This window comes from Streptococcus mitis ATCC 6249, from assembly GCF_000146585.1.
Taxonomy (GTDB): domain Bacteria; phylum Bacillota; class Bacilli; order Lactobacillales; family Streptococcaceae; genus Streptococcus; species Streptococcus mitis_AZ.
Genome location: NZ_GL397179.1, coordinates 1,592,929 through 1,614,668, shown reverse-complemented (window position 1 = coordinate 1,614,668; position 21,740 = coordinate 1,592,929). Strand labels below are relative to the sequence as shown.

Sequence of the window (21,740 nt, the reverse complement as noted above, 5' to 3'; positions counted from 1 at the left end):
GTATAAGTTCATGAATGACAGTTGAATATTAGTTTGGGTATTGCTTATGAATGGTATCTATATAGTTGGTGAAATGTTTCAGGAAATACTTAGGAGATATAACAGTGATGTATTTTCCAAAAGCAAGCAAGGTATTGTATCCCCAATCATTGTCGTTTAACGGATAAGTAATCTCGTAAATATCGCTATTAATAGGTTTTATGGCATTATAGCCTAAGAGTTCCACAAATCGATCAAGAACAATTTTCTGGACGTGCAGGATGACAGGTACTTTGTTTTCATTCATCCAAGCACCACCATCATAGGGAAGTGGAGTAAAATGTCTTTTTGAAAAAGTATCGGAGAGAGTAAGTTCACTAATTCTAGCAACTTTAAAAACAGAAAAACGCGCTTTATCAGTATCGTAGGCATCCATATACCAACTCCGGTCCTTATAGACAATACGATAAGGCTCACAATTTTTTTGACTCATCAGTCCTTGTGAATTAATATAGGAAAATTTTATTTTTACTCTACCTCTGATAGCTTCCAATAACTTAAAAATCAAAGTTCGTATTTCCAAGTTCCCTTGAGATAGAGATAAATCAATTTCGAAATCAGAGTATGTATTGGTAGCATTTAATTTCAATATAGCATTGAAAGTAGAGGCATCTTCCAATACTTGATAACGGCTTTTTAAACCAGATTCGATCGAAAGCCTTTCGGATTGAGTCAGGGGAGGTTTATCAGTTTGGAAGTCTTCCATAAGAAAAATGCCTCCATTCTTTCCTTTCATTACATAGAGAGGAATGCCTGCAAGAGATAAATCATCAATATCTCTCATAATAGTTCGTGTGCTGACTTTAAAAAGTTCTGATAATTCTTTAGCTGTTGTTTTTCGTTTATTTACTAAATGAGAAATAATCCCCATTTGACGGTCGATTTTCATAATTTTCTCCTAAAATATGACAGATAGTTGTCATATTACTTTTGTTATGATTATACCATAAAGAAAGGAGTTCATATAATGAAACATCAAACTAAACCATCGTTTACCTTAGTTGGCAAGAGTATTTTGATAGAAGGAACTACAGTTCATGAACATCACTATTCTAAAGAGAAAACGGCATTCTATACTCAGTTATTTAAAGAAGGAATGCTAGGAAAATTGATGCCCCATTCCATAGATAAAAGAGGCTATGCTTTGATAGTTCCTCATAAAGATGGTATACAATACTACGCAGGAGTTGCGGCAAATAATGCTGTGGCATGTTACGAAAGCATTCTTGTCCCAGAAAAAGATTATTTAGTAAGTTCAGCCAGTGGTGATAAATCAAGACTATTGTTTGATAAATTGGAGGATAACTTTTTTGAGGGAGAATATAGCTCGCTTTACAATGATGGAATTATCTTAGAAATACTTTTAAACGGTAATCCTATGGATGCAGAAGTTGAGCTTTGGGTTCCCAATTCAACAAACTAATAAGAACTGATAGAAAATTATTATAGTCGCAGCAAGTAAGAGGAAAGGCACAAAAGGAAGTCTTTCCTTTTTCTTTTGGAGGAGAAAGGCTAGGATCCCCGTCGCAGAAGCGAACTGGATCAAAATCAGTAATTCTGTCGCGCTAAAGATGAGAGCACAAGAAGCCAGAAAGAGAAAATCCCCTGCTCCCATGCGGATATTGATAAAATGGGCCATGATTCCAAGAGTAAGAAAGAAGACCATAACCAGATTCCAGCCAGAGCAGGCCATGAGGATTAGGTGGAAAGTTAGCCAAACCATTAAGGGATATTCCTGATGGCGAAAGTCATAGATTCCCAAGGTCAAGCCAGCAGTGATTAGGATGACTTGCCCCAAGGAAATAAAGCCCCAAGACCAAGACAGAAAAAGTAACCCCAAGCCCAATTCAAAGAGGGCATACCAGAATGGATAGCGAACCTTGCAGTAGCGACAGCGAAAGCGACCAATCACTTGAGAGATAATCGGAATCAAATCTAAGGGACGCAAGCGAGTCTGACAGGAATCGCAGTGGCTAGCTGGTCGAATAATGGATTGCTCAGGGAAACGGTCAATGACCAAACCGAGAAAGGAAGCGAGAATGCTCCCAACAAGAAAAAAATAAAGATCAATCATACTTATCTATTCGTAAAAAATAGGAGAAGTAGTATAATGGAGAAACATAGATAAGATGGTGAGGAAAATATGACAATTCGTTTTGAAGAAAAGGTGAGTATAGAAAACGCTCAATTCGTATGCCAATGGTCCAACTCCCTTGGCAAATCTTTTCAAGAACAATGGATGGGACCAATGATTCCTTTTCCCTTGACAATTCAAGTCTTGCAAGATTTGGAAGGGATCTTTTCAATCTTTGATGGACAAGAGTTTGTGGGGCTTATCCAGAAAATCAGGCTAGAAGACAGGAATCTTCATATCGGGAGATTTTTTATCAACCCCCAGAAGCAGGGGCAAGGCTTAGGTAGCCAGGCTTTAAGGAAATTTGTTAGTTTGGCATTTGAAAATGAAGACATAGATACTGTCTCTCTAAATGTCTACGAGGCAAATCAAAAAGCTTACAATCTTTACCAAAAAGAAGGATTTGAAATCGTTCAAATGGTTGAAAAACCTATACGAAAATACATCATGAAAAAGGGTAGATAGCAGTCACTTGAGTTAGAGTTCCAAGGATATCCGGGGATAAAACAGTTACCTTTCAAAGTTGGAAACAAGATTATTATGATTTCTTAGATAGAGGAGATAAACATGTCGAAATGTAGAAAAATACGAATCTTGCTCGCTTCTGTACTTGCCTTAGTTGTTGGTATCACTCTTTATTTTCAGTATCAAAGCCACCAAAACAGTTCCAACTAAAGGCTTCCTTTGAAGAAAAGGATAATATAGCAGTCTTACAACATTTAATGGCGTCAGAAAAATATGCGTCTGACATGCGAAAAGCAGGCTATATTGTTCCTCCCGACGGTGCTATCCGCTTGGATGGAGGGATTGACTCCGTAGGGATAAAAGGAGACATCGATTTGGATATCTCAAATCCGGGACGGAATGGGGTAACTGCTTATTTTAGAATAGAGATAGATGGTAAAATAACTAGTGTACTATATGAATTGGATAAGAACTTTGATTTAGTTTCTAGTAGCTACTTTCAAGTTAATGAAAACAATATAAAAGAAAGTGTGACCGTCTCTCAAGCCGAAGAAGAACGCCTATTAAAGATTGTTCGAAAAGAGTTGAAAGCTTTTCTAGATAAGATGTATCAGACTTTGTATGGTTGATGTTACCAGTGAGAAATGAACACGAGACCTTGTTCAGGATGTCAACGATGATGAGAAAGGAGGGACAAGAATGTTTACAGAATTGCTCTTTATTGTCTCTTTTGTCTTACTTTTACGTTTGTTTAAAAGTAGGCGCTCACGAATAATTATAGGAGTCTTGTATAGTTTGCTGCTAGTCTGGTTTGTCTTTTCCGTTTTGAACTATGGCAAATACACTCTTCAACCAGGTCAATCCGTCAACTTAAGAGTAAATCCCAGAACACAAGATTTGGAATACTATTCACTCTTCATCTTGAAGAAAAACGATTCAAGTAAAATTAAATTAACTGACTCTAGTGTTTGGAGTGAGAGTAATGGAGATGTTTACTATGAAGTAGAGGGACAAAAAATTATAAAAAGCCATGGTTTGGACGAGGAGGATGAAGAACTTCCAAACAAGCAACCAGATATTTATTTAGTAAAAGATGGAGTTGTTTTGAGTTACCAAGGTGAAAAAGTCTTTGATGCACCAATAACAAGCCCTACACGATCACCATTACCAATGTAGACAAGAAACCAGCCCAATTTGAAGCTCAGGTGGTGGATAAATAAGCCAGTCTAGTAGTGTGTAACCTTTTCAATTTTGTTTCTTTTAAAAGGGAGCTATTATTTTAAACAAGCAAAAAGCCCTGAAAACAGAGCTTTTCCTGTTAAGAATTTCTTTTAACGAAAATTGGGAAGCGTGTTTAGAATCCGATGTACAAAAAAAGAGGACATTTACGGTCCTCTTTTTGACTACTATAGATAAAAAGGTCAATTAACGTTTAGCCTTATTTTTCATCTTTGTGAAGCATGTTTTTCACACCTTCAATAGCGCCTTCGACAGCATCTTTAGCATCTTCAGCAACTTCTTTTACTTTAGAAACAACTTTTTCAGCTGCTCCTTCTTTTTCCATTTTTTCATCGCCGATCATTTTGCCGACACCTTCTTTAATGGAACCTTTTGCTTGGTTTAATTTTTCTTCTGTTGACATGATTCTGCCTCCTTTAAATTGATTGATTTTGATCAGATGAATTAGTGTACGCGAGCATTTTCCTTTGCTTCGCCCTTAACGGCTTCAACACCTTCGCCTACTTTTTCTTGAACAGCAGCAACACCTGAACCGATACCAGATTTCACTTTTTCAAATTGTTCTGAAGCAAATTCTCCTGTTGAAGAAGCCACGTCAGTTACTCGGTCTTGGAGGCTTACTGAATCTGCTTCATGCTGTTCTTTCGTTTTGATATCAACAACATTCACATTGACTTCAACAACTTCTAGATCAGTCATTTTTGTAACTTGTGATACGACAACATCTTTGATTTCTTTGTACAAAGCAGGGACATTCTTTTGGTATTCAACAACAATGTTCAAGTCAACTGCAACTTGCTCTTTCCCAACTTCAACATTGACACCATGAGTGACATTATCTGTATTGATAATTTTTTCTGTTAGATTAGAGAAGAATCCTCCATCCACATCCAAAAGTCCAGGTACTTTTTCAAGTGAAAGACCAATGATTTTTTGGATTACTTTATCCTCATAAGTGAGTTCCCCTTTAACATCTTGAGAAACAACAGCAATATCTTTTTTTTCTACATTTTTATCTACGTTTGACATACGAGACTCCTTTATTTATTTAAATATTTTTCCTTAACATAGTATCCAGCAAATGCTCCTAGGGCTCCACAAATTAGTACAAATAGTGTTTTGAAAAAGCCAAAGGATAGGATAAAGCAAGCGAGAATGACACCTACTAAACCTGCAATGATTGGATACTGATATTTTTTAAACCATTCCATTTTTACTTCCTTACTTTACACGACTAACAGTCTTTTTGGTCGTTTTTCGAGGTTCAAATTCTTTTACTTTAACTTCAAGTTTTACCTCACGTTCAATACCAAAGAACTGCTTTAATCCATGAGTTATTTCATTCTGAATGACTAGACATCGATTTGAGATGTTGTCTGAAGGAAGAATTTTCCCTTCTACAGTAACGAAACATTTATTTTTGCGGCTATTTACATGGACCGTTGGTTCTTTCATCAACTGATGATCAATAACCAAACATCGAACAAAGCCTTCGATAGCTGAATTTTTTAGTTTTAATGTATCTTCTTGAGTTTCTAATTGAATCTCTAGATATTGTTTAGGATAAAAGAGTATCACTAACATTGAAATTAAAACTAAAACAGATAGGACAAGTGTCCCCCAAAAGACATATCTAGCAATCAGGAATTCAGCGTAGAGTTCTCTCCAACTGAATAAGTGGATCCCTAAATCACTGACCTGATGATAATCTATGAGAATAGGAAGGAAAATAGTCAAGATTAAGATACAGAAAATAAGTAACAATATTTTCTTTGATTTTGACATATTAAATCCTTTCAATTGAAAAGCTTTAAACCATAATTTTACCCGTCTACAGTATTCAAAATTATGGCTTATCACTTTTAATTTCTTATTAGGTAATGCTTATTTTTTACCAAATAGAAATGAAACGACTGCAACAACAATCACAGCACCAACGATTGACGGAATAATAGCCATTCCAGCCAATGAAGGTCCCCAGCTTCCTAGAAGTGATTGCCCTACAGACGAACCGATAAGACCTGCAAAGATATTTGCAATCAATCCCATTGAACCACCTTTTTTAGTGATTGCACCTGCGATGAGACCAATAAGACCTCCTACAATAATGGACCACAACATAGTGTATCCTCCTTTTCTATTTCTAAATCAAAGAGTCAATTTCTTTGATTGAACTAATTATATAGTATTTCAACTTGGAAACATAATAGTTCGTCTTAAAAACCGTACTGTAAACATGTACTTTAGATACAAATAAATAAGAAAATCTTGAAGCTACTGGGTTTCTAAGGGATTAGACTAGTCTTTTTATGACAAGCAAAAGTCGTTGTAAGAGGATAAATACACTCCATGTGGTATAATTGCATGAAGATTGAAAGACAATCCTTCAGTTTATTATAAAGAAAGAAAAGCTATCCATGAGAGATTTATTATCGAAAAAAAGTCACAGACAATTAGAATTATTAGAATTACTATTTGAAAACAAACGCTGGTTTCATATTTCAGAACTAGCAGAATTATTGCACTGTACAGAACGTTCTGTAAAAGATGACTTGTCCCATGTCAGGTCTTCTTTTCCTGACTTGATATTTCATTCCTCAACAAACGGCATCCGTATCATTAATACTGATGATAGTGATATTGAGATGGTCTATCATCATTTTTTTAAGCATTCAACCCACTTTTCAATTTTAGAATTTATCTTTTTTAATGAAGGATGTGATACTGATAGTATTTGCAAAGAGTTTTATATCAGTTCTTCCTCACTTTACCGTATCATCAGTCATATTAATAAAATTATTAAGAAGCAATATCGTTTTGAAATTAGCCTCAATCCAGTTCAAATCACTGGAAATGAAATCGATATCCGTTACTTTTTTGCCCAGTATTTTTCAGAGAAATATTATTTCCTTGAATGGCCCTTTGAAGATTTTTCTGTAGAACCTTTGTGTAAACTGTTGGCACTGGTCTATAAAGAAACTGCATTTCCTGTCAATTTCGCCACTCAACGAATGTTAAAGTTACTCCTCGTAACAAATTTATACCGAATAAAGTTTGGTCATTTTATGGAAGTTGAGAAAAATTCTTTTAACAATCAATTGTTAGAGTCTTTCATGCAGGCAGAAGGCATCGAAGAGATTGTAGCGAGCTTTGATTCTGAATATCGTATCTCTCTGAATAAAGAAGTGATAGGTCAACTGTTTGTATCCTATTTTCAAAAAATGTTTTTCATAGATGAAGAAGTATTCTTGAACCATGCAAAAACAGACAGCTATGTAAAAAAATCGTATCAGTTATTGGGAGATTTAGTGGATCAGGTATCAAGAGACTATAATCTTCAAGTAGACAATAAAGACAATCTGATTTGGCATCTGCATAATACGGCACATCTGCATCGCCAGGAATTATCGACAGAGTTTATCCTATTTGATCAAAAGGGCAATACAATCAAGAACTTTCAAAATATTTTCCCTCGCTTCGTTTCAGAGGTGAAGGAAGGGATTGAACACTATCTAGAGGCTTTGGATATGGATCGTAATTCAATGAAAGTCAATCATTTGTCCTATACTTTTATCACTCATAGCAAACACTTGGTGTTAAATCTTTTACAAAATCAACCTAAATTAAAGGTTTTGGTCATGAGTAATTTTGATCAGTATCATGCAAAATCAGTAGCTGAGACACTTTCTTACTATTGCAGTAACAATTTTGAACTGGAAGTTTGGAGTGAATTAGAGTTATCACTTGATGCTCTAAAAGAATCACCTTACGACATCATTATTTCTAATTTTATTATTCCGCCTATTGAAAATAAGAGACTGATCTATTCCAATAATGTCAATACAGTCGCTCTCATCTCTTTGCTTAACGCAATGATGTTTATTCGATTAGACGAGTAACTAAGAATAACAAAAAACGCTAGATAGCGTTTTTTCTTATAAGAAAAGAATTTCATATATATTAGACTCAGAATATCCTAACAATCCTGTCATTTTTTAGTTCAGAACAACAAAAAGCCTTGGTTCCCAAAGCTTTTTTTATGTTATAAACTCATTAAAATAACTCCCAGTTAGATGTGGAATATTTTTTATTCTGTGTCATATAAAAATAAATAAAATGAATGGCTATAGCTAGAGCTAAAATGGTTGTTATACTCACTACTATTATAGGATTAGAAGCAAAGATTAAAGAGAGAATCAAGGCAGCCAGATAGAGTGTCGCTTGGACACAGTAGTAACTTTTCGAATAGCGAAGATAGTGTTTGTTATAGGGCCCATTTACTAGGACAGCAACTTGGAAGAGGCCAAATCCGATATAAGAGAAGCTGGTTGCAAAAAGAAGATTAGCTTCAGGATTCAGAAGAAAACTCATCGAAACAGTCATCATCATAAGTCCAATGAAAATAGGATAGTGACTGTAAATTAGAAATAGTCCCTTTTGATTAGATTTTTCATCAATAGCATGGTCGAATTGACCAAAATAAAACATGAACAGAGAAAGTATAATAATGAAATAAAGAACCGAATAAATCGAGAAATTCTCGATTGTAAAGAAGTTAGCTAGCCCCATAATCACCTCTCCAAACGTAATAATGACAAGAAGGGAGATGCGCTCGATTAAATGGGGGAGATTTACCTGGAAATGCTCATCTTTACTAAGCGAGATAATTGGCATAATAAATGTTAGCAGAGTACTAGCAATAAAGATATAGACTCCAACGTAAATAGGAAGAAGAGCTGCTAGATAGACTCCTAAACTTCCTAGACCTGTTATCCATAGAAAACCTTTGATACTTTTCCGATTAACATTATCGGTTGATTTTCTAAAAAATTCAACCAAATATTGAAAAAATAAGGTAAGGGTTAATGTACCAATAGCCCAACAGAAATAATGAAAATATTGTTGCCAACCATGTCCAATCATATTGGATACAAAGAGTAAAAGTCCCATGTTGATAAACATGATTAGCATGTTAAATAAAGAGTTCTTTCCATAGCGATTGGTATAAACGGTTTGAATCATCCAGGAATTGATGATAACCAAGACAGATATGAAAAAATCAAGTAAAGAATTCCAAGTCAAAATACCGTTATGAAGATGGTGAATTAAAGCAGTTGCTTTTGAAATTGCAAAAACAAAAACTAGGTCATAAAAAAGTTCTGAAAATTCTACACGTTTATGTTTAATAAGAGTTGTCATCTTAAGGCCTTTCTACTTTAGAAGTACAATTTATTATAACAGAAAATGGTAATGAGAGAAAAGGAGATGCTTAAATGACTTCATGTGGCGCGAATTGTCAAAACCTTGACTTCTTTTGTCATTACTTGTCGGTTTCTGTTTTGTAAAATAGTCTCATAAATCAAATGAAATAAAGAGTAAATCATTATGTCAAATAAAAGTCACTCAAATTCGTGCGAGTGAATACCAAAGAATTATGAATAAGTATGGACAAACAGTTGGTAGAAATTTTCTTAGTAGATTGAATACTGGGATTCATCAGAGCATCCAAATGGCAATTGTCGACAAAGTTCTAATAGATGATTTTACACAACATGTCGAGTTATTTTCATCCAAAGAACAACAGATGACAGAAGAGAAATATTTACATACAGAAAAGGACTATCTGGATTTACTTTTAGCAGTAAGGAGAAAATTTTTGAAGAATTTAATCAAATTAGAGATGTCTGGAAAGATTGCTCATAAAAAATGTGGGGCAAATCAGTTATAGACAAGCAAAAAAGCCTTGGTTCCAAGGCTTTTCCTGTTGTATTTAGATGCCCCCTGCAGGGCTCGAACCTGCGACCCATAGATTAAGAGTCTACTGCTCTACCAACTGAGCTAAGAAGGCAAATAAAAAGCTGTATTGGTGCCGAAACTTCACGGTTTGTATTGAACCCGCGCAATTAAGCAGGTGGGCAACTCGCTCTAACTGAAGCTGTTTCCGTGTGAGACGGCCTACATGCTGTTAGAAGACTTTTGTTTCCCTAATAATACAAAAAATAGTCGGTCAACACTTAAGTGTGAAGTCGTACACCACAGCGTTTCTATATTTATATGATACCACTTTTTTAAAAAAATTCAAGAGGAAAAATTATTTTTTTTGAAAAGGATTTCACAAGTTTCTTAATTTATCAATGGTTTCCTTGCGTTGCGCCAAAGCCCGTTCGTACTTGCCAGTATCTTCCGGAGTGAAGTAGCGCTGGTCTTTGATTTTTTCTGGCAGATAGTCTTGCTTGACCCAGTTTCCAGGATAGTTGTGCGGATAGAGATAGTTTTGCGCATTCCCTAGTTCCTTGCTTCCACTGTAGTGGCCATCGCGCAGGTGTCGAGGGATAGGCAAATGCCCTGATGTTTTGAGATCAGCAAGGGCCTTGTCCATGGCCACATAGGCTGAGTTGGATTTTGGAGAAAGGGCCAAGTCAATCACGACATTGGCAATGAGAATGCGAGCTTCTGGGAAGCCAATCTTTTGAGCAGCATCTAGAGCAGTTACAGTATGGATCTGAGCTTCAGGATTGGCCAAACCGATATCTTCATAAGCGATGACGGTCAAACGACGAGCGAGACTAGGAAGATCCCCAGCCTCAATCAAGCGGGCCACGTAGTGGAGACTGGCATCGACATCCGAGCCACGGATAGACTTTTGCAGGGCTGAGAGGACATCGTAGTGCCCATCCCCGTCCTTGTCCATAGTAATATAGCTTCGCTGGAGGCTATTTTCCATAATATCAAGCGTGATATGGCGAATGCCCTTGTCATTTTCGGGAGTAGAGAGAACAGCCAAATCTAGTGAATTAAAGGCAGAACGGAGGTCTCCATTGGTAGAGGTTGCGATGAAATCCAGCGCATCCTCATCTAGCTCAACTGGGAAATCAAAACCACGCTCAGGGTCAGTTAGAGCGATCTGAATCGCCTCTTTGACGTCTTGATTGGACAAGGGTTCTAACTCAAAAATCTGAACACGGCTACGAATGGCAGGAGTGACAGAAAAGAAGGGATTTTCAGTCGTAGCGCCAATCATGACAACCAGACCACTTTCCAAGAGTGGCAGAAGAAAGTCTTGCTTTGTTTTATCCAGACGATGAATCTCGTCCAGTAACAGGACTAATCCTCCAGAGAATTTCGCCTCTTCCGCGATTTCTTGGAGACGTTTTTTGCTATCAACAGTGGCATTAAAGGTCCGAAAGGCATACTTGGTCGTTCCAGCGATGGCAGAGGCGATACTGGTTTTGCCGATTCCTGGAGGTCCGTAGAGAATCATGGAGGACAGGCGGTTGGCCTCCACCATGCGGCGGATGATTTTTCCAGGTCCGACCAGATGTTCCTGACCGATGACCTGGTCAATGGTTTTTGGGCGCATGCGAAGCGCGAGATTGTCAGGCATAGCAGTCCTTTCTAACATGGATTTTCTGATGTATATGTGGTAAGATGGTAGTATCTATTTTAGCATAATTTCGAGTAATCGGGGCGATTTAAGAGTCGCATAGAAAGAGGACAAAATGGCAACATACGGATTTTTAGATGTTTTAGAGGAAGAATTGGACAAGAACTTTCCCTTTGACTTTGAGATTAGCTGGGACAAGCGCAACCACGCGGTTGAAGTGAGTTTTTTATTGGAAGCACAAAATGCTGCGGGAGTAGAGATGCTGGACGAGGACGGAGAGGTCTCATCAGACGACATTCTCTTCGAGGAAGCAGTCCTTTTCTACAATCCTGCCAAGTCAACAGTCAATGAGGAAGACTATTTGACAGCTATCCCTTACCTACCTAAAAAAGGTTTTTCTCGTGAGTTTTTAGCTTATTTTGCTCTATTCCTCAAAGACACTGCAGAGGTTGGGCTAGATGCACTCATGGACTTTTTGGAAGACCCAGAAGCAGAAGAATTTGTCATGGAATGGAACCAAGAAGTCTTTGAAGAAGGAAAAGTTGGCTTGGAGGAAGGGGAGTTTTATCCTTATCCGAGGTATTAGAAACTAGCGAGGAAGTATATGAAGAAAATAGGTTTGTATCTTATTTCTGGTCTGTCCTTTGTTTTTTTGATGCTAGGATTTGCTTTTGGAACAATTGCCTTTAAAGAGTTAGATTTTTCGTTTGTCTTTGTTCCAGGCTACCTATTTACTTTTTTCAGCATCTATCTGATATTTATCCTTCATGAGCTGGGACACGCATTTTGCGGTTACCTGACAGGCTATCGCCTGGTGGCTTTTGGATTAGGGAATTTTCTTCTAACCAAAAAGTCAGGCAAGTTTTCTCTTAGCCGAACAGCTGTTCTGAAAAATGTTGGCGCCCAGTATATTGGATTGAAAGAAGATGAAAGCGACCAAAGAATCATCCTGATGCTTGCAGGCGGCTTGATAGTTCATCTTAGCTTGATTTTATTGGCGATATTGTATGGATTTTTGACAAGAAGCTGGTATTTTGCGGCTACTTGGATTTGTCTAAATCTATCTTTTCTTCTCATCAATGCTAAGCCAGTTGGGATTACCGATGGAGCGAAAATCTGGGAATTGCTACACCACCCTAAAAATACCAAATACGCCTACTTGGTGTTGAGGCATTCTGCCCAGACCTTGCTAGCTCCTCAAGAATATGATTTGAAAGACTTTATCATGCCTGTTGCTGAAGATGCGAGAGGGAGTTTTGCAGAAAGTGTTCAGACTCTTCAGGGCTTGGTATTCCTATTGGATGATAATATAGAGCTTGCAAAGCAACAGTTTCAGTCTATGCTAGAGAAAACAGATAATCCAATGTCTAAAACTATTTCTCAATTATACCTTCTTCACATTGCCTTGCTAGAAGGAGATCATGAAAAAGCGGAGGAGTATGCAAGTAATCGAGGAGTTAAATCCTTTTTGTCTCTAAAAATGGCAGACATGCAGATCATTCAAGCCTGGTATCAATTTAAGGTAAGGAAAGACATGGCTCAAACTCGCAAGGCTATAAAGATTGCTAGACAGAAAATGAATACTAGTCGAATGTTGCGAGATGAGAAAGGCTACTATGCAAACTGGTTAGAGGAGCTGGAGAAGGCATTAGCTGAAGGAGTTTGATATGGAAATAGAAATTTCTGATTTTACAGGTTGCAAAATTGCCCTCTTTTGTGGTGATAAGCTCTTAACTATCTTACGTGATGACAAATTAAACATTCCATACCCTAATACCTGGGAATTGCCAGGTGGCGGACGAGAGGGTGATGAAAGTCCTTTTGAGTGCGTGGCGCGTGAAGTTTATGAAGAACTAGGCATTCATCTGACTGAGGATTGTCTGCTTTGGAGTAAGGTGTACCCAAGTATGCTTTTTGAGGGGAAGGAATCCGTCTTTCTAGTTGGCAAGTTAAGGCAGGAACAGTTTGATAGTATCGTCTTTGGCGATGAAGGGCAGGGCTATAAACTGATGAGAATTGAGGAGTTTCTTGGCTCAGATAGGGTTGTACCCCAGTTGCAAGATAGAGTGAGAGATTATTTGGAGAGTAACTATGATTAGACTAGAACGAGCAGGAGCAGAGGATTTAGAAGCGATTATTGCGATTCAAAGAGCCAGTTTTAAGGCAGTCTATGAGAAATACCAAGATGAGTATGATCCTTATCTGGAGGACCGCGAACGAATCAAGTGGAAATTGGTTGAGCGTCCTAATAGCTATTACTACTTTGTAAAAGAAAAGGACGAAATTATCGGTTTTTTACGAATTCAGACCAATAAAGAGTTGACGGAGGCTTGGTTGGGAACGGCAGCGATTTTGCCTCAGCATCAAGGAAAAGGTTATGGTTCTGAAGGATTGAGATTGCTGGAAAAGGAATTTCTGACGATTAAGCAGTGGGATTTGTGTACGGTATTACAGGATGCGGGGATGGTCGCCTTTTATGAGAAAAATGGTTACCATCAAACCCATATCGAGCCTGAAAAAGAAGGCATGGATATGGTATACATGAAAAAATGCATAGAGGAATAGAAAGGATAGTTCAGTTACATTTCTAAACTGAACCCGCCCTAAACACTGTGCCAAAAAGATAAACTTCTCTTAGACACAAGCGTCTTCAGAGAGTTTCCTATTTTGACTTTGTGTTTTACGGGCTTGGTATCTTAATTATGGAAACATGGCAAGAGTTAAAAGTTACAGTTAAGCGCGAGGGGGAGGAGTTGGTTTCCAACCTCTTGATTGAACTAGGAGCGCAAGGTGTTGCGATCGAAGACAGTATGGACTATGTGGGGAATGTCGACCGTTTTGGTGAAATTTTTCCTGAGGTTGAACAGCAGGAAGAAATCGTGGTGACAGCCTATTATCCCGAAACGATTGATGTAGCGGCAGTTGAGGCAGATTTACAGGCTCGTCTCCTAGAATTAACAGATTTTATGGACTTAGGAGAAGTCAAGATGGGGACGACTGCCTTGGCTGAGGAAGACTGGGCAGACAACTGGAAGAAATATTACGAACCAGCTCGCATCACTCATGATTTGACCATTGTACCGTCCTGGACGGACTATGAGGCGACTGCGGGAGAAAAGATTATCAAGCTAGATCCTGGTATGGCCTTCGGAACTGGAACCCATCCAACCACTAAGATGAGCCTTTTTGCTTTGGAGCAGGTCCTTCGTGGTGGAGAAACAGTATTAGATGTGGGTACTGGTTCAGGAGTACTTTCCATTGCTAGCTCTCTTCTTGGTGCCAAGGAAATTTTCGCCTATGATCTTGATGATGTGGCGGTTCGTGTGGCTCAGGAAAATATTGAGCTCAACCCTGGCATGGAAAACATCCACGTTGCTGCTGGAGATTTGCTCAAGGGTGTTGAGATTGAGGCAGATGTGATTGTGGCTAATATCTTAGCGGATATTCTCATTCATCTGACGGATGATGCTTATCGCTTGGTCAAGGATGAAGGCTACCTGATCATGAGTGGCATTATCAAGGACAAGTGGGACATGGTGCGCGAGTCGGCTGAGTCAGCTGGATTTTTCCTTGAAACTCACATGATTCAAGGGGAATGGAATGCCTGTATCTTTAAGAAAACCAAGGATATTTCAGGTGTGATTGGAGGCTAGCATGCAGCAGTATTTTGTCAAGGGTAATGCTACCTCGCCAGTCACCATTGAGGACAAGGAAACCAGCAAGCATATGTTTCAGGTTATGCGCTTGAAAGAAGGTGATGAGATTACTTTGGTCTTTGATGATGGAATTAAGCGCTTGGCGCGCGTGTTGGATGTGGAAACTCGTCAGTTTGAGTTGGTTCAAGAATTGGCTGACAATGTGGAACTACCTGTCCAAGTGACCACCGCATCAGGCTTTCCCAAGGGAGACAAGCTGGAGTTTATTACTCAAAAAGTGACCGAACTGGGTGCTAGCCAAATCTGGGCCTTTCCTGCTGATTGGTCGGTCGCCAAGTGGGATGGCAAGAAATTGGGCAAAAAGGTTGAAAAACTAGAAAAAATCGCCCTTGGAGCAGCCGAGCAAAGCAAACGAAATCTGGTGCCGAGTGTCAAACTTTTTGAGAAAAAAGCAGATTTTCTAGCTCAGTTTGACCAGTTTGACTCAATTGTGGTGGCTTATGAAGAATCAGCAAAAGAGGGAGAAGCCGCTGCTCTCATACAAGCTGTAAGTGGTCTTGAAAAGGGAAGCAAAGTTCTCTTTATCTTTGGTCCAGAAGGCGGTCTTTCACCAGCAGAAATCAAAAGTTTTGAAGCTAAAGGAGCCGTCTTGGCAGGCCTAGGCCCTCGCATTCTAAGAGCAGAAACAGCGCCACTTTACGCCGTATCAGCCCTTAGTGTTTTATTAGAATTAGAGAAATAAGAGGAAGAAAATGGAACAAAAACACCGTTCAGAATTTCCAGAAAAGGAACTTTGGGATTTAACCGCCCTATACCAAGACCGTGAGGATTTTTTGCGTGCAATCGAGAAAGCTCGCGAAGACATTAACCAATTTAGCCGTGACTACAAGGGCAATCTTCACACTTTTGAGGATTTTGAGAAGGCCTTTGCGGAATTGGAGCAAATCTATATCCAGATGAGTCATATCGGCAATTATGCCTTTATGCCTCAGACGACAGACTATAGCAATGAAGATTTTGCCAACATTGCCCAAGCTGGAATGGAATTTGAAACAGATGCCAGTGTAGCCTTGACCTTCTTTGACGACGCCTTGGTGGCAGCAGACGAGGAAGTCTTGGATCGTTTGGGTGAATTGCCTCACTTGACGGCAGCTATTCGTCAGGCCAAAATCAAAAAAGCCCACTATCTTGGGGCAGATGTGGAGAAGACCTTGACCAATCTCGGTGAAGTTTTCTACAGTCCACAGGACATTTATACTAAGATGAGAGCTGGGGATTTTGAAATGGATGATTTTGAAGCCCATGGCAAGACCTACAAAAACAGCTTTGTTACCTATGAGAATTTCTACCAAAACCACGAGGATGCGGAGGTACGTGAAAAATCCTTCCGTTCTTTCTCAGAAGGACTCCGTAAGCACCAGAATACGGCAGCTGCAGCCTATCTAGCTCAAGTCAAGTCTGAAAAACTACTGGCAGATATGAAGGGCTACGACTCAGTTTTTGATTATCTTTTAGCTGAGCAGGAAGTAGACCGTGCCATGTTTGATCGTCAGATCGACCTCATCATGAAGGACTTTGCGCCAGTAGCTCAGAGATACCTCAAGCATGTTGCCAAGGTCAATGGTCTTGAAAAGATGACTTTTGCAGACTGGAAGCTAGACTTGGACAGTGCCCTCAATCCTGAAGTGAGCATTGATGATGCCTACGATTTGGTCATGAAGTCAGTAGAACCTTTGGGAAAAGAATATTGTCAGGAAGTTGCTCGCTATCAAGAAGAACGCTGGGTGGACTTCGCTGCCAATAGTGGCAAGGATTCTGGTGGTTATGCGGCGGATCCATATCGCGTGCATCCATATGTCCTCATGAGCTGGACAGGTCGTTTGAGCGATGTTTATACCTTGATTCATGAGATCGGGCATTCTGGTCAATTTATCTTTTCTGACAATCATCAGAGTTACTTTAATGCCCACATGTCTACTTACTATGTCGAAGCGCCATCAACCTTCAATGAATTGCTTTTAAGTGATTATTTGGAGCACCAGTCTGACGACCCTCGTCAGAAACGCTTCGCTCTTGCTCATCGTCTGACAGACACCTACTTCCATAACTTTATCACCCACCTCTTGGAAGCAGCCTTCCAGCGTAAGGTTTATACATTGATTGAAGAAGGAGAAACCTTCGGAGCAAGCAAGCTCAACAGCATTATGAAGGAAGTCTTGACGGATTTCTGGGGAGATGCCATTGAAATTGACGACGATGCGGCTTTGACTTGGATGCGTCAAGCTCACTACTATATGGGCTTGTATAGTTACACCTACTCAGCTGGACTAGTCATCTCGACAGCGGGTTACCTTCATCTGAAACATTCAGAAACTGGAGCTGAAGATTGGCTCAATCTCCTCAAATCAGGTGGCAGTAAGACACCGCTCGAGTCAGCCATGATTATCGGAGCCAATATTTCAACAGACAAACCACTCCGTGATACTATCCAATTCTTGTCTGATACAGTTGACCAGATTATCGCCTACAGTGCTGAGTTGGGAGAATAAATTAAAAGAGTCTGGGACAAAAGTCTAACCTTAAATATAAAAAGCGAACAAAACGAGTTATCTGACACTCAGAATACTGTCTTGTTCGCTTTTTTTCTAATCTATCGATTTTAAAAATTTATAATAAAGAATTCCTAAAATCAAAATTTTTTGTCCCGGCCTCTTAAATTATCCCCAAAAGCTATCTTCTTCAGCTTGATCTGAAGAGAAGAGCCAAACTTCTTTGATTTTTCCGTCTTCAATACGGAAGAGGTCAATCCCGTTCATATTGAGTTCAGTACCATCAGCACGTGTTCCGAGAAAAGTAACATTAGCTGCGATTAAATCCTTATTGTCAGAAACCCAATTTGTTATCACCTTAAAGGTTCCATTAGTTTTCTCAGCAAATGTAGCTAGGTGAGTTCCTAGCTTGTCCTTACCAACAACTGTACCAGATATACTATGAGTACCAGGTTGATGCCAGATAATATCGTTTGCCATCGTTTCAAAGACACCAGGAAAGTCACCAGCAATTAAAGCTTGGTTATAAGCATTAAAAATTTCTAAGTTTGTTGACATATCTATTCTCCATTTCTTTTTTATGATATAATTGTAACAGTTACAATCTAAAAAACAAGTAGACACTTTTTCGATAGCTGGTATCAAAACTAGTACTATTGTTGCTACTAAAAGATAAATTTTTTTTAAAAAAATAGAAAGAAGATATTTTATGCCAAATAAAGTGAGTGAGTATGGTATTTGTCCATTTGCGACAACGCAGAGGGTTTTAACAGGGAAATGGGCACTGGTAATCATTTATCAGTTGAGTACGGGTACAAAACGATTTAAAGAATTGCAGAGATTATTGCCTGGGATTACTCAAACTATTTTGACCCGTCATCTCCGTCAATTAGAAAAGGATAAGATTGTTCAACGAAAGGTCTATGCCGAAGTTCCCCCACGAGTTGAGTACAGCTTAACCGAAATGGGGCAGAAATTCAGAGTTGTTTTAGATGCTGTCGAAAACTGGGGTCTGGATTATATTAAGTTGCTAAATGCTAATGAGATAGGCAACTGATAAGTCCCATAGAGGGAATGTATTTTTTATCGAATCCCTCAATTAAAAGACAGTAAGGCAAACCAGTAAATTTCCAATCAATTTTCTTGAAACCCTTTCCTTCTTTTGATAGACTAATACGTAGTTTAAAAAAAGGAGACTTATCATGAAAAAATTTGTTGCTGAATTAATCGGTACATTTATGCTTGTGTTCATCGGAACAGGAGCTGTTGTTTTTGGGAATGGTGTTGAAGGTCTTGGACACCTTGGAATTGCTTTTGCCTTTGGTTTGGCAATTGTAGTCGCAGCTTTCTCAATCGGAACTGTTTCAGGTGCTCACTTGAACCCAGCTGTTTCGATCGCTATGTTTGTAAACAAACGTTTGTCATCTTCAGAACTTGTAAACTACATCCTTGGACAAGTAGTTGGAGCTTTCCTTGCGTCAGCTGCGGTATTCTTCCTCTTGTCTAACTCAGGCATGTCAACTGCTAGTCTTGGTGAAAATGCCTTGGCAAACGGTGTCACTGTCTTTGGTGGATTCTTGTTTGAAGTCATCGCAACTTTCTTGTTTGTCTTGGTTATTATGACTGTAACATCAGCAAGCAAAGGAAATGGCGCGATTGCTGGTTTGGTAATCGGTTTGTCCTTGATGGCTATGATCCTTGTAGGATTGAACATCACTGGACTTTCAGTAAACCCAGCTCGTAGTTTGGCTCCAGCTGTCTTGGTTGGTGGCGCAGCTCTTGAACAAGTTTGGATTTTTATCCTTGCTCCAATCGTTGGTGGTGTACTTGCAGCTCTTGTTGCAAAAAACTGCCTTGGAACAGAAGAATAAGAAACGAAAAAAGAGTCCTGTTCTCAGTTTGAGGAACAGGGCTTTTTCTATGCAAACAAAAAAGCACTCCCTTTTTGAATGGGAGTGTTTCGTGATTAGCTCAATTCAGCAACGATAGCCTTGATTTGTTCTGCAGTGTGTACTCCAGCAACCTGTTTCACAACTTGGCCATCTTTTTTGAAGAGAAGGGTTGGGATAGACATGATTCCAAAAGCACGAGCTGTGTTTGGATTTTCATCAACGTCCATTTTAACGATTTTCAAGACATCTTCTGAAAGTTCTTCAGACAATTTGTCCAAGATTGGACCTTGCATACGACATGGACCACACCAAGTTGCCCAGAAGTCTACCAAGACCAAACCGTCTTTTGTTTCTTGTTCAAATGTTGCATCTGTAATTGCTTTTGCCATTGTATTTCTCCTTTTTTAGTTATATTGGCTTAAATCTTGTTTCATGAGATAGAAGAAGACATCTCCATAAGTCCCATGGTAGTCCAAATCATGACCATTGTAGGTTAATTTTTGGACAGTATAGTAATCCGCGACGCCGATAAGGCAGGCGTGTTGAGAACGTTCAAAGTCTTGGTAAGACTCGAAAGTCATGGTTCTCTCTTGCTTGCTGGCATCTAGGTAGGTAATTTCGATCATATAAAACTCCTTTGTTGTTTGATCTTGACTTTATTGTACTCCTTGGAAAGAGGAATGTCAAGAAAAATGATTGCGCACGCAACTTTTTTAAAAAATCTGATTACGAAATGAATTCAAGACTCGTTTCCAGTCTTTCTTCGACAGCCTTTTGCAGGTAAGCTAGAGTTGTCTGTCCCTCGTCAGTCAGGCAGATAAAGCTAGCCCGTCTATCCTGATCGCAACATCGGCGACTAAGCAGACCACAGTTTTTCTCTTCTAGGCGAGCCACCATTCGAGAAACAGCGCTCGGGCTGAGATGGAGTTTATCTGGCAGGTCAATCTGTCGTAAAGATTTTTCATCAGCTAGGTCCAGATAGTAGAGCAGGTAAAACTCCTTCAAGGTCAACCTTTGTTCACTCTGCTGGGCGATGGTTTCTTCTAACAAGGCTTCCATTTCTTTTTGACGGCGGTTGTAGTCAAACCACTTTTCCAGATAGGTCATTGCTTTCTCCTTTCTTTTCAAAGTAAAAATAGCAAAGTCATGACTGACTGTTCTTGCAACACAAGATGATTGCGCATGCAATGATTATACTACTTTTAACTAATCCTTGCAAGCAAGAAGAATTCCAATATTTCCTTGAAATTTTCTGAAAAAAGAGTAAACTGGTATGCAAGAAGTCTATTTCATGGAGTTTAGGATGAAATTATATGTTCAATTAATGATTCTCTTTGTGATTTCTCTAATCGGAGAGGGAATTTCTAGTTTCTTTCATCTGCCCATCCCAGGCAGTATTATCGGGTTGATTATTCTCTTTCTAGCCCTACAGTTCAAGTGGCTACGGATCAGGCATGTCAATATGGTGGGGAATTTTCTGCTGGCCAATATGACCATTCTCTTTTTGCCGCCAGCAGTGGGAATCATGGAAAAGTTTGATGTCATTGCCCCCTATCTCTTGCCCATTGTCTTGATTGTCTTTTTTGCGGCTGTTATCAATATTATCCTTATAGCCCTAGTGGTTCAGTTCATCAAACGACGGTTTGAGGGAGATTATGAGAAAGGAGACGCCAAATGAGTGAATTTGTTTCCAATCCCCTATTTGGGATTGCATTATCTATCCTAGCTTATCTAGTAGGGATGTTGATTTACAGACGTTTTCCCCATCCTTTGACAACGCCCTTGCTTTTGTCAGCTGTTTTTATCATTATTTTTCTCAAGGTGACTGGTATTTCTTACCAAGACTACTATCAAGGTGGGGTTTATCTGAACAACTTGATAGTCCCATCGACCGTGGCTCTAGGGATTCCGCTTTATAAGAGTTTTCACCTGATGAAGCACCATGCTCGGAGTATTCTCTTTGGTAGTCTGTTAGCAGTAGTTGTCAATACTTGCTTTACTGCCATAGTAGCGAAAATATTTGGTATGGACTTTTTCCTAGCCATTTCTCTCTTTCCCAAGTCAGTAACAACCGCCATGGCAGTGGGGATCACAGAAAAATTGCAAGGTTTGACGACTGTGACCTTGGTCGTCGTAGTGGCGACTGGGATTTTGACCAGTGTTATCGGACCAACCATTTTGAAGTGGTTGAAAATTGATGATCCAGTTGCGGTGGGACTTTCCCTCGGTGGGACAGGTCATGCTGTCGGAACAGGAACGGCCCTTCGCTACGGCTCTGTAGCAGGAGCTATGGGTGGCTTAGCTATCGGTATCACTGGTATTCTTTATGTCTTTGTCAGCCCCCTTGTAGCCAGCTTGATATTGAGTTAAAGAAAAACCCAG

The 21,740-nt window shown here is 39.2% G+C and carries 27 protein-coding genes, 1 tRNA gene and 3 pseudogenes; 17 read left to right on the top strand and 14 right to left on the bottom strand.

Annotated features, from left to right (window positions below):
* Positions 1-28: 28 nt before the first annotated feature.
* Positions 29-928, bottom strand: coding sequence for a helix-turn-helix transcriptional regulator (locus tag HMPREF8571_RS09505; RefSeq protein WP_000687277.1), 900 nt, complete (start codon positions 926-928; stop codon positions 29-31).
* A 78-nt stretch (positions 929-1,006) separates the two neighbouring features.
* Here HMPREF8571_RS09505 and HMPREF8571_RS09500 point away from each other — a divergent pair, with 78 nt between their 5' ends.
* Positions 1,007-1,462 carry an effector binding domain-containing protein gene (locus HMPREF8571_RS09500; protein ID WP_000682681.1) on the top strand — a complete coding sequence of 152 codons (456 nt, stop codon included), beginning with the start codon at positions 1,007-1,009 and terminating at the stop codon, positions 1,460-1,462.
* Here the strand turns inward: HMPREF8571_RS09500 and HMPREF8571_RS09495 are convergent.
* Positions 1,451-2,113 (bottom strand): prepilin peptidase, encoded by a 663-nt coding sequence (locus tag HMPREF8571_RS09495; RefSeq protein WP_000566515.1) that lies wholly within the window; start codon positions 2,111-2,113, stop codon positions 1,451-1,453. The genes HMPREF8571_RS09500 and HMPREF8571_RS09495 overlap by 12 nt on opposite strands.
* Positions 2,114-2,182: 69 nt before the next feature.
* On the opposite strand from HMPREF8571_RS09495, the gene HMPREF8571_RS09490 reads away from it, so the two are divergent.
* The 3 genes and pseudogenes from HMPREF8571_RS09490 to HMPREF8571_RS09480 all read left to right on the top strand — a co-directional run bounded on the left by HMPREF8571_RS09490 (position 2,183) and on the right by HMPREF8571_RS09480 (position 3,858).
* Positions 2,183-2,638: a GNAT family N-acetyltransferase gene (locus HMPREF8571_RS09490; protein ID WP_000155398.1), complete on the top strand. Its 456-nt coding sequence runs from the start codon at positions 2,183-2,185 to the stop codon at positions 2,636-2,638.
* A gap of 102 nt (positions 2,639-2,740) precedes the next feature.
* A pseudogene (locus tag HMPREF8571_RS09485) lies at positions 2,741-3,267 on the top strand (thiol-disulfide isomerase).
* 70 nt (positions 3,268-3,337) lie between these two features.
* Positions 3,338-3,858, top strand: a pseudogene (locus tag HMPREF8571_RS09480) (hypothetical protein).
* A 218-nt stretch (positions 3,859-4,076) separates the two neighbouring features.
* Here the strand turns inward: HMPREF8571_RS09480 and HMPREF8571_RS09475 are convergent.
* The 5 genes from HMPREF8571_RS09475 to HMPREF8571_RS09455 all read right to left on the bottom strand — a co-directional run bounded on the left by HMPREF8571_RS09475 (position 4,077) and on the right by HMPREF8571_RS09455 (position 5,998).
* Entirely contained in the window at positions 4,077-4,280 is a 204-nt protein-coding gene (locus tag HMPREF8571_RS09475; protein ID WP_000102420.1) for a CsbD family protein, read from the bottom strand.
* Between the two features lie 41 nt (positions 4,281-4,321).
* A complete protein-coding gene (locus HMPREF8571_RS09470; RefSeq protein ID WP_000072928.1) occupies positions 4,322-4,906 on the bottom strand; it encodes an Asp23/Gls24 family envelope stress response protein in 585 nt (194 codons plus the stop codon).
* Positions 4,907-4,917: 11 nt separating this feature from the next.
* Positions 4,918-5,088 (bottom strand): DUF2273 domain-containing protein, encoded by a 171-nt coding sequence (locus HMPREF8571_RS09465; RefSeq protein WP_000454669.1) that lies wholly within the window; start codon positions 5,086-5,088, stop codon positions 4,918-4,920.
* A 10-nt stretch (positions 5,089-5,098) separates the two neighbouring features.
* Complete coding sequence (gene amaP / locus HMPREF8571_RS09460) at positions 5,099-5,662, bottom strand: alkaline shock response membrane anchor protein AmaP (protein WP_025168468.1); 564 nt, start codon at positions 5,660-5,662, stop codon at positions 5,099-5,101.
* 99 nt (positions 5,663-5,761) lie between these two features.
* Positions 5,762-5,998, bottom strand: a complete 237-nt coding sequence (locus HMPREF8571_RS09455; protein ID WP_000964741.1) for a GlsB/YeaQ/YmgE family stress response membrane protein — start codon at positions 5,996-5,998, stop codon at positions 5,762-5,764.
* A 296-nt stretch (positions 5,999-6,294) separates the two neighbouring features.
* Between HMPREF8571_RS09455 and HMPREF8571_RS09450 the strand changes: the two genes are divergently transcribed.
* Positions 6,295-7,776: a M protein trans-acting positive regulator PRD domain-containing protein gene (locus HMPREF8571_RS09450; RefSeq protein ID WP_001205295.1), complete on the top strand. Its 1,482-nt coding sequence runs from the start codon at positions 6,295-6,297 to the stop codon at positions 7,774-7,776.
* A gap of 154 nt (positions 7,777-7,930) precedes the next feature.
* Here the strand turns inward: HMPREF8571_RS09450 and HMPREF8571_RS09445 are convergent, their stop codons facing one another.
* The gene (locus HMPREF8571_RS09445) at positions 7,931-9,076 is read right to left on the bottom strand and encodes a low temperature requirement protein A (RefSeq protein ID WP_000209241.1); all 1,146 of its coding nucleotides are present in this window, start codon (positions 9,074-9,076) and stop codon (positions 7,931-7,933) included.
* A gap of 151 nt (positions 9,077-9,227) precedes the next feature.
* On the opposite strand from HMPREF8571_RS09445, the pseudogene HMPREF8571_RS09440 reads away from it, so the two are divergent.
* A pseudogene (locus HMPREF8571_RS09440) lies at positions 9,228-9,533 on the top strand (site-specific integrase); the annotation flags it as partial.
* Between the two features lie 119 nt (positions 9,534-9,652).
* On the opposite strand, the gene HMPREF8571_RS09435 reads toward HMPREF8571_RS09440, so the two are convergent.
* Positions 9,653-9,725 (bottom strand) — tRNA-Lys (locus tag HMPREF8571_RS09435).
* A 264-nt stretch (positions 9,726-9,989) separates the two neighbouring features.
* Positions 9,990-11,261, bottom strand: a complete 1,272-nt coding sequence (locus HMPREF8571_RS09430) for a replication-associated recombination protein A (protein WP_001113202.1) — start codon at positions 11,259-11,261, stop codon at positions 9,990-9,992.
* Between the two features lie 115 nt (positions 11,262-11,376).
* Between HMPREF8571_RS09430 and HMPREF8571_RS09425 the strand changes: the two genes are divergently transcribed.
* From HMPREF8571_RS09425 to pepF, 7 genes are all read left to right on the top strand, one after another.
* Entirely contained in the window at positions 11,377-11,847 is a 471-nt protein-coding gene (locus HMPREF8571_RS09425; protein ID WP_000257091.1) for a DUF3013 family protein, read from the top strand.
* Between the two features lie 18 nt (positions 11,848-11,865).
* Positions 11,866-12,927 carry a site-2 protease family protein gene (locus HMPREF8571_RS09420; RefSeq protein ID WP_000719640.1) on the top strand — a complete coding sequence of 354 codons (1,062 nt, stop codon included), beginning with the start codon at positions 11,866-11,868 and terminating at the stop codon, positions 12,925-12,927.
* A gap of 1 nt (position 12,928) precedes the next feature.
* Positions 12,929-13,360: an NUDIX hydrolase gene (locus HMPREF8571_RS09415; protein ID WP_000401996.1), complete on the top strand. Its 432-nt coding sequence runs from the start codon at positions 12,929-12,931 to the stop codon at positions 13,358-13,360.
* Positions 13,353-13,826, top strand: a complete 474-nt coding sequence (locus HMPREF8571_RS09410) for a GNAT family N-acetyltransferase (protein ID WP_000620151.1) — start codon at positions 13,353-13,355, stop codon at positions 13,824-13,826. Before HMPREF8571_RS09415 ends, HMPREF8571_RS09410 begins: the two co-directional genes overlap by 8 nt.
* Positions 13,827-13,963: 137 nt before the next feature.
* Positions 13,964-14,914, top strand: a complete 951-nt coding sequence (gene prmA, locus HMPREF8571_RS09405) for a 50S ribosomal protein L11 methyltransferase (RefSeq protein WP_000451156.1) — start codon at positions 13,964-13,966, stop codon at positions 14,912-14,914.
* Between the two features lies 1 nt (position 14,915).
* A complete protein-coding gene (locus HMPREF8571_RS09400) occupies positions 14,916-15,659 on the top strand; it encodes a 16S rRNA (uracil(1498)-N(3))-methyltransferase (protein ID WP_001188176.1) in 744 nt (247 codons plus the stop codon).
* 10 nt (positions 15,660-15,669) lie between these two features.
* Positions 15,670-17,466, top strand: a complete 1,797-nt coding sequence (gene pepF / locus HMPREF8571_RS09395) for an oligoendopeptidase F (RefSeq protein WP_000435560.1) — start codon at positions 15,670-15,672, stop codon at positions 17,464-17,466.
* 168 nt (positions 17,467-17,634) lie between these two features.
* On the opposite strand, the gene HMPREF8571_RS09390 is transcribed toward pepF, so the two are convergent.
* Complete coding sequence (locus HMPREF8571_RS09390; RefSeq protein ID WP_000106206.1) at positions 17,635-18,024, bottom strand: nuclear transport factor 2 family protein; 390 nt, start codon at positions 18,022-18,024, stop codon at positions 17,635-17,637.
* Positions 18,025-18,175: 151 nt separating this feature from the next.
* On the opposite strand from HMPREF8571_RS09390, the gene HMPREF8571_RS09385 reads away from it, so the two are divergent.
* Both HMPREF8571_RS09385 and HMPREF8571_RS09380 read left to right on the top strand, forming a co-directional pair.
* Positions 18,176-18,523, top strand: a complete 348-nt coding sequence (locus tag HMPREF8571_RS09385) for a winged helix-turn-helix transcriptional regulator (RefSeq protein WP_001133066.1) — start codon at positions 18,176-18,178, stop codon at positions 18,521-18,523.
* Between the two features lie 145 nt (positions 18,524-18,668).
* Positions 18,669-19,337 carry an MIP/aquaporin family protein gene (locus HMPREF8571_RS09380; protein ID WP_000714829.1) on the top strand — a complete coding sequence of 223 codons (669 nt, stop codon included), beginning with the start codon at positions 18,669-18,671 and terminating at the stop codon, positions 19,335-19,337.
* A gap of 95 nt (positions 19,338-19,432) precedes the next feature.
* Here the strand turns inward: HMPREF8571_RS09380 and trxA are convergent, their stop codons facing one another.
* From trxA to HMPREF8571_RS09365, 3 genes are all read right to left on the bottom strand, one after another.
* Positions 19,433-19,747 carry a thioredoxin gene (gene trxA / locus HMPREF8571_RS09375; protein ID WP_001029581.1) on the bottom strand — a complete coding sequence of 105 codons (315 nt, stop codon included), beginning with the start codon at positions 19,745-19,747 and terminating at the stop codon, positions 19,433-19,435.
* 15 nt (positions 19,748-19,762) lie between these two features.
* Positions 19,763-19,984, bottom strand: a complete 222-nt coding sequence (locus HMPREF8571_RS09370; RefSeq protein ID WP_000570263.1) for a DUF4649 family protein — start codon at positions 19,982-19,984, stop codon at positions 19,763-19,765.
* Between the two features lie 100 nt (positions 19,985-20,084).
* Positions 20,085-20,465, bottom strand: a complete 381-nt coding sequence (locus HMPREF8571_RS09365; protein WP_000221646.1) for a MarR family winged helix-turn-helix transcriptional regulator — start codon at positions 20,463-20,465, stop codon at positions 20,085-20,087.
* Between the two features lie 196 nt (positions 20,466-20,661).
* On the opposite strand from HMPREF8571_RS09365, the gene HMPREF8571_RS09360 reads away from it, so the two are divergent.
* Together HMPREF8571_RS09360 and HMPREF8571_RS09355 are read left to right on the top strand one after the other, a co-directional pair.
* On the top strand, positions 20,662-21,036 hold the full coding sequence (locus HMPREF8571_RS09360; RefSeq protein ID WP_025168467.1) for a CidA/LrgA family protein: 375 nt from the start codon (positions 20,662-20,664) through the stop codon (positions 21,034-21,036).
* Positions 21,033-21,728, top strand: coding sequence for an LrgB family protein (locus HMPREF8571_RS09355; protein WP_001288940.1), 696 nt, complete (start codon positions 21,033-21,035; stop codon positions 21,726-21,728). The genes HMPREF8571_RS09360 and HMPREF8571_RS09355 overlap by 4 nt, the downstream gene beginning before the upstream one ends.
* The last annotated feature ends 12 nt before the right edge of the window (positions 21,729-21,740 follow it).

What these genes read in the sequence shown, in the direction of transcription:
- HMPREF8571_RS09430 (WP_001113202.1), bottom strand. Translation starts at nt 11,261, where the DNA reads ATGCCTGACAATCTCGCGCTTCGCATGCGCCCAAAAACCATTGACCAG.
- HMPREF8571_RS09470 (WP_000072928.1), bottom strand. Translation starts at nt 4,906, where the DNA reads ATGTCAAACGTAGATAAAAATGTAGAAAAAAAAGATATTGCTGTTGTT.
- HMPREF8571_RS09360 (WP_025168467.1), top strand. Translation starts at nt 20,662, where the DNA reads ATGAAATTATATGTTCAATTAATGATTCTCTTTGTGATTTCTCTAATC.
- HMPREF8571_RS09385 (WP_001133066.1), top strand. Translation starts at nt 18,176, where the DNA reads ATGCCAAATAAAGTGAGTGAGTATGGTATTTGTCCATTTGCGACAACG.
- HMPREF8571_RS09380 (WP_000714829.1), top strand. Translation starts at nt 18,669, where the DNA reads ATGAAAAAATTTGTTGCTGAATTAATCGGTACATTTATGCTTGTGTTC.
- trxA (WP_001029581.1), bottom strand. Translation starts at nt 19,747, where the DNA reads ATGGCAAAAGCAATTACAGATGCAACATTTGAACAAGAAACAAAAGAC.
- HMPREF8571_RS09500 (WP_000682681.1), top strand. Translation starts at nt 1,007, where the DNA reads ATGAAACATCAAACTAAACCATCGTTTACCTTAGTTGGCAAGAGTATT.
- HMPREF8571_RS09425 (WP_000257091.1), top strand. Translation starts at nt 11,377, where the DNA reads ATGGCAACATACGGATTTTTAGATGTTTTAGAGGAAGAATTGGACAAG.
- prmA (WP_000451156.1), top strand. Translation starts at nt 13,964, where the DNA reads ATGGAAACATGGCAAGAGTTAAAAGTTACAGTTAAGCGCGAGGGGGAG.
- HMPREF8571_RS09455 (WP_000964741.1), bottom strand. Translation starts at nt 5,998, where the DNA reads ATGTTGTGGTCCATTATTGTAGGAGGTCTTATTGGTCTCATCGCAGGT.
- HMPREF8571_RS09370 (WP_000570263.1), bottom strand. Translation starts at nt 19,984, where the DNA reads ATGATCGAAATTACCTACCTAGATGCCAGCAAGCAAGAGAGAACCATG.
- HMPREF8571_RS09445 (WP_000209241.1), bottom strand. Translation starts at nt 9,076, where the DNA reads ATGACAACTCTTATTAAACATAAACGTGTAGAATTTTCAGAACTTTTT.
- pepF (WP_000435560.1), top strand. Translation starts at nt 15,670, where the DNA reads ATGGAACAAAAACACCGTTCAGAATTTCCAGAAAAGGAACTTTGGGAT.
- HMPREF8571_RS09415 (WP_000401996.1), top strand. Translation starts at nt 12,929, where the DNA reads ATGGAAATAGAAATTTCTGATTTTACAGGTTGCAAAATTGCCCTCTTT.
- HMPREF8571_RS09365 (WP_000221646.1), bottom strand. Translation starts at nt 20,465, where the DNA reads ATGACCTATCTGGAAAAGTGGTTTGACTACAACCGCCGTCAAAAAGAA.
- HMPREF8571_RS09355 (WP_001288940.1), top strand. Translation starts at nt 21,033, where the DNA reads ATGAGTGAATTTGTTTCCAATCCCCTATTTGGGATTGCATTATCTATC.
- HMPREF8571_RS09410 (WP_000620151.1), top strand. Translation starts at nt 13,353, where the DNA reads ATGATTAGACTAGAACGAGCAGGAGCAGAGGATTTAGAAGCGATTATT.
- HMPREF8571_RS09390 (WP_000106206.1), bottom strand. Translation starts at nt 18,024, where the DNA reads ATGTCAACAAACTTAGAAATTTTTAATGCTTATAACCAAGCTTTAATT.
- HMPREF8571_RS09465 (WP_000454669.1), bottom strand. Translation starts at nt 5,088, where the DNA reads ATGGAATGGTTTAAAAAATATCAGTATCCAATCATTGCAGGTTTAGTA.
- HMPREF8571_RS09420 (WP_000719640.1), top strand. Translation starts at nt 11,866, where the DNA reads ATGAAGAAAATAGGTTTGTATCTTATTTCTGGTCTGTCCTTTGTTTTT.
- HMPREF8571_RS09505 (WP_000687277.1), bottom strand. Translation starts at nt 928, where the DNA reads ATGAAAATCGACCGTCAAATGGGGATTATTTCTCATTTAGTAAATAAA.
- HMPREF8571_RS09450 (WP_001205295.1), top strand. Translation starts at nt 6,295, where the DNA reads ATGAGAGATTTATTATCGAAAAAAAGTCACAGACAATTAGAATTATTA.
- HMPREF8571_RS09490 (WP_000155398.1), top strand. Translation starts at nt 2,183, where the DNA reads ATGACAATTCGTTTTGAAGAAAAGGTGAGTATAGAAAACGCTCAATTC.
- HMPREF8571_RS09495 (WP_000566515.1), bottom strand. Translation starts at nt 2,113, where the DNA reads ATGATTGATCTTTATTTTTTTCTTGTTGGGAGCATTCTCGCTTCCTTT.
- amaP (WP_025168468.1), bottom strand. Translation starts at nt 5,662, where the DNA reads ATGTCAAAATCAAAGAAAATATTGTTACTTATTTTCTGTATCTTAATC.
- HMPREF8571_RS09400 (WP_001188176.1), top strand. Translation starts at nt 14,916, where the DNA reads ATGCAGCAGTATTTTGTCAAGGGTAATGCTACCTCGCCAGTCACCATT.
- HMPREF8571_RS09475 (WP_000102420.1), bottom strand. Translation starts at nt 4,280, where the DNA reads ATGTCAACAGAAGAAAAATTAAACCAAGCAAAAGGTTCCATTAAAGAA.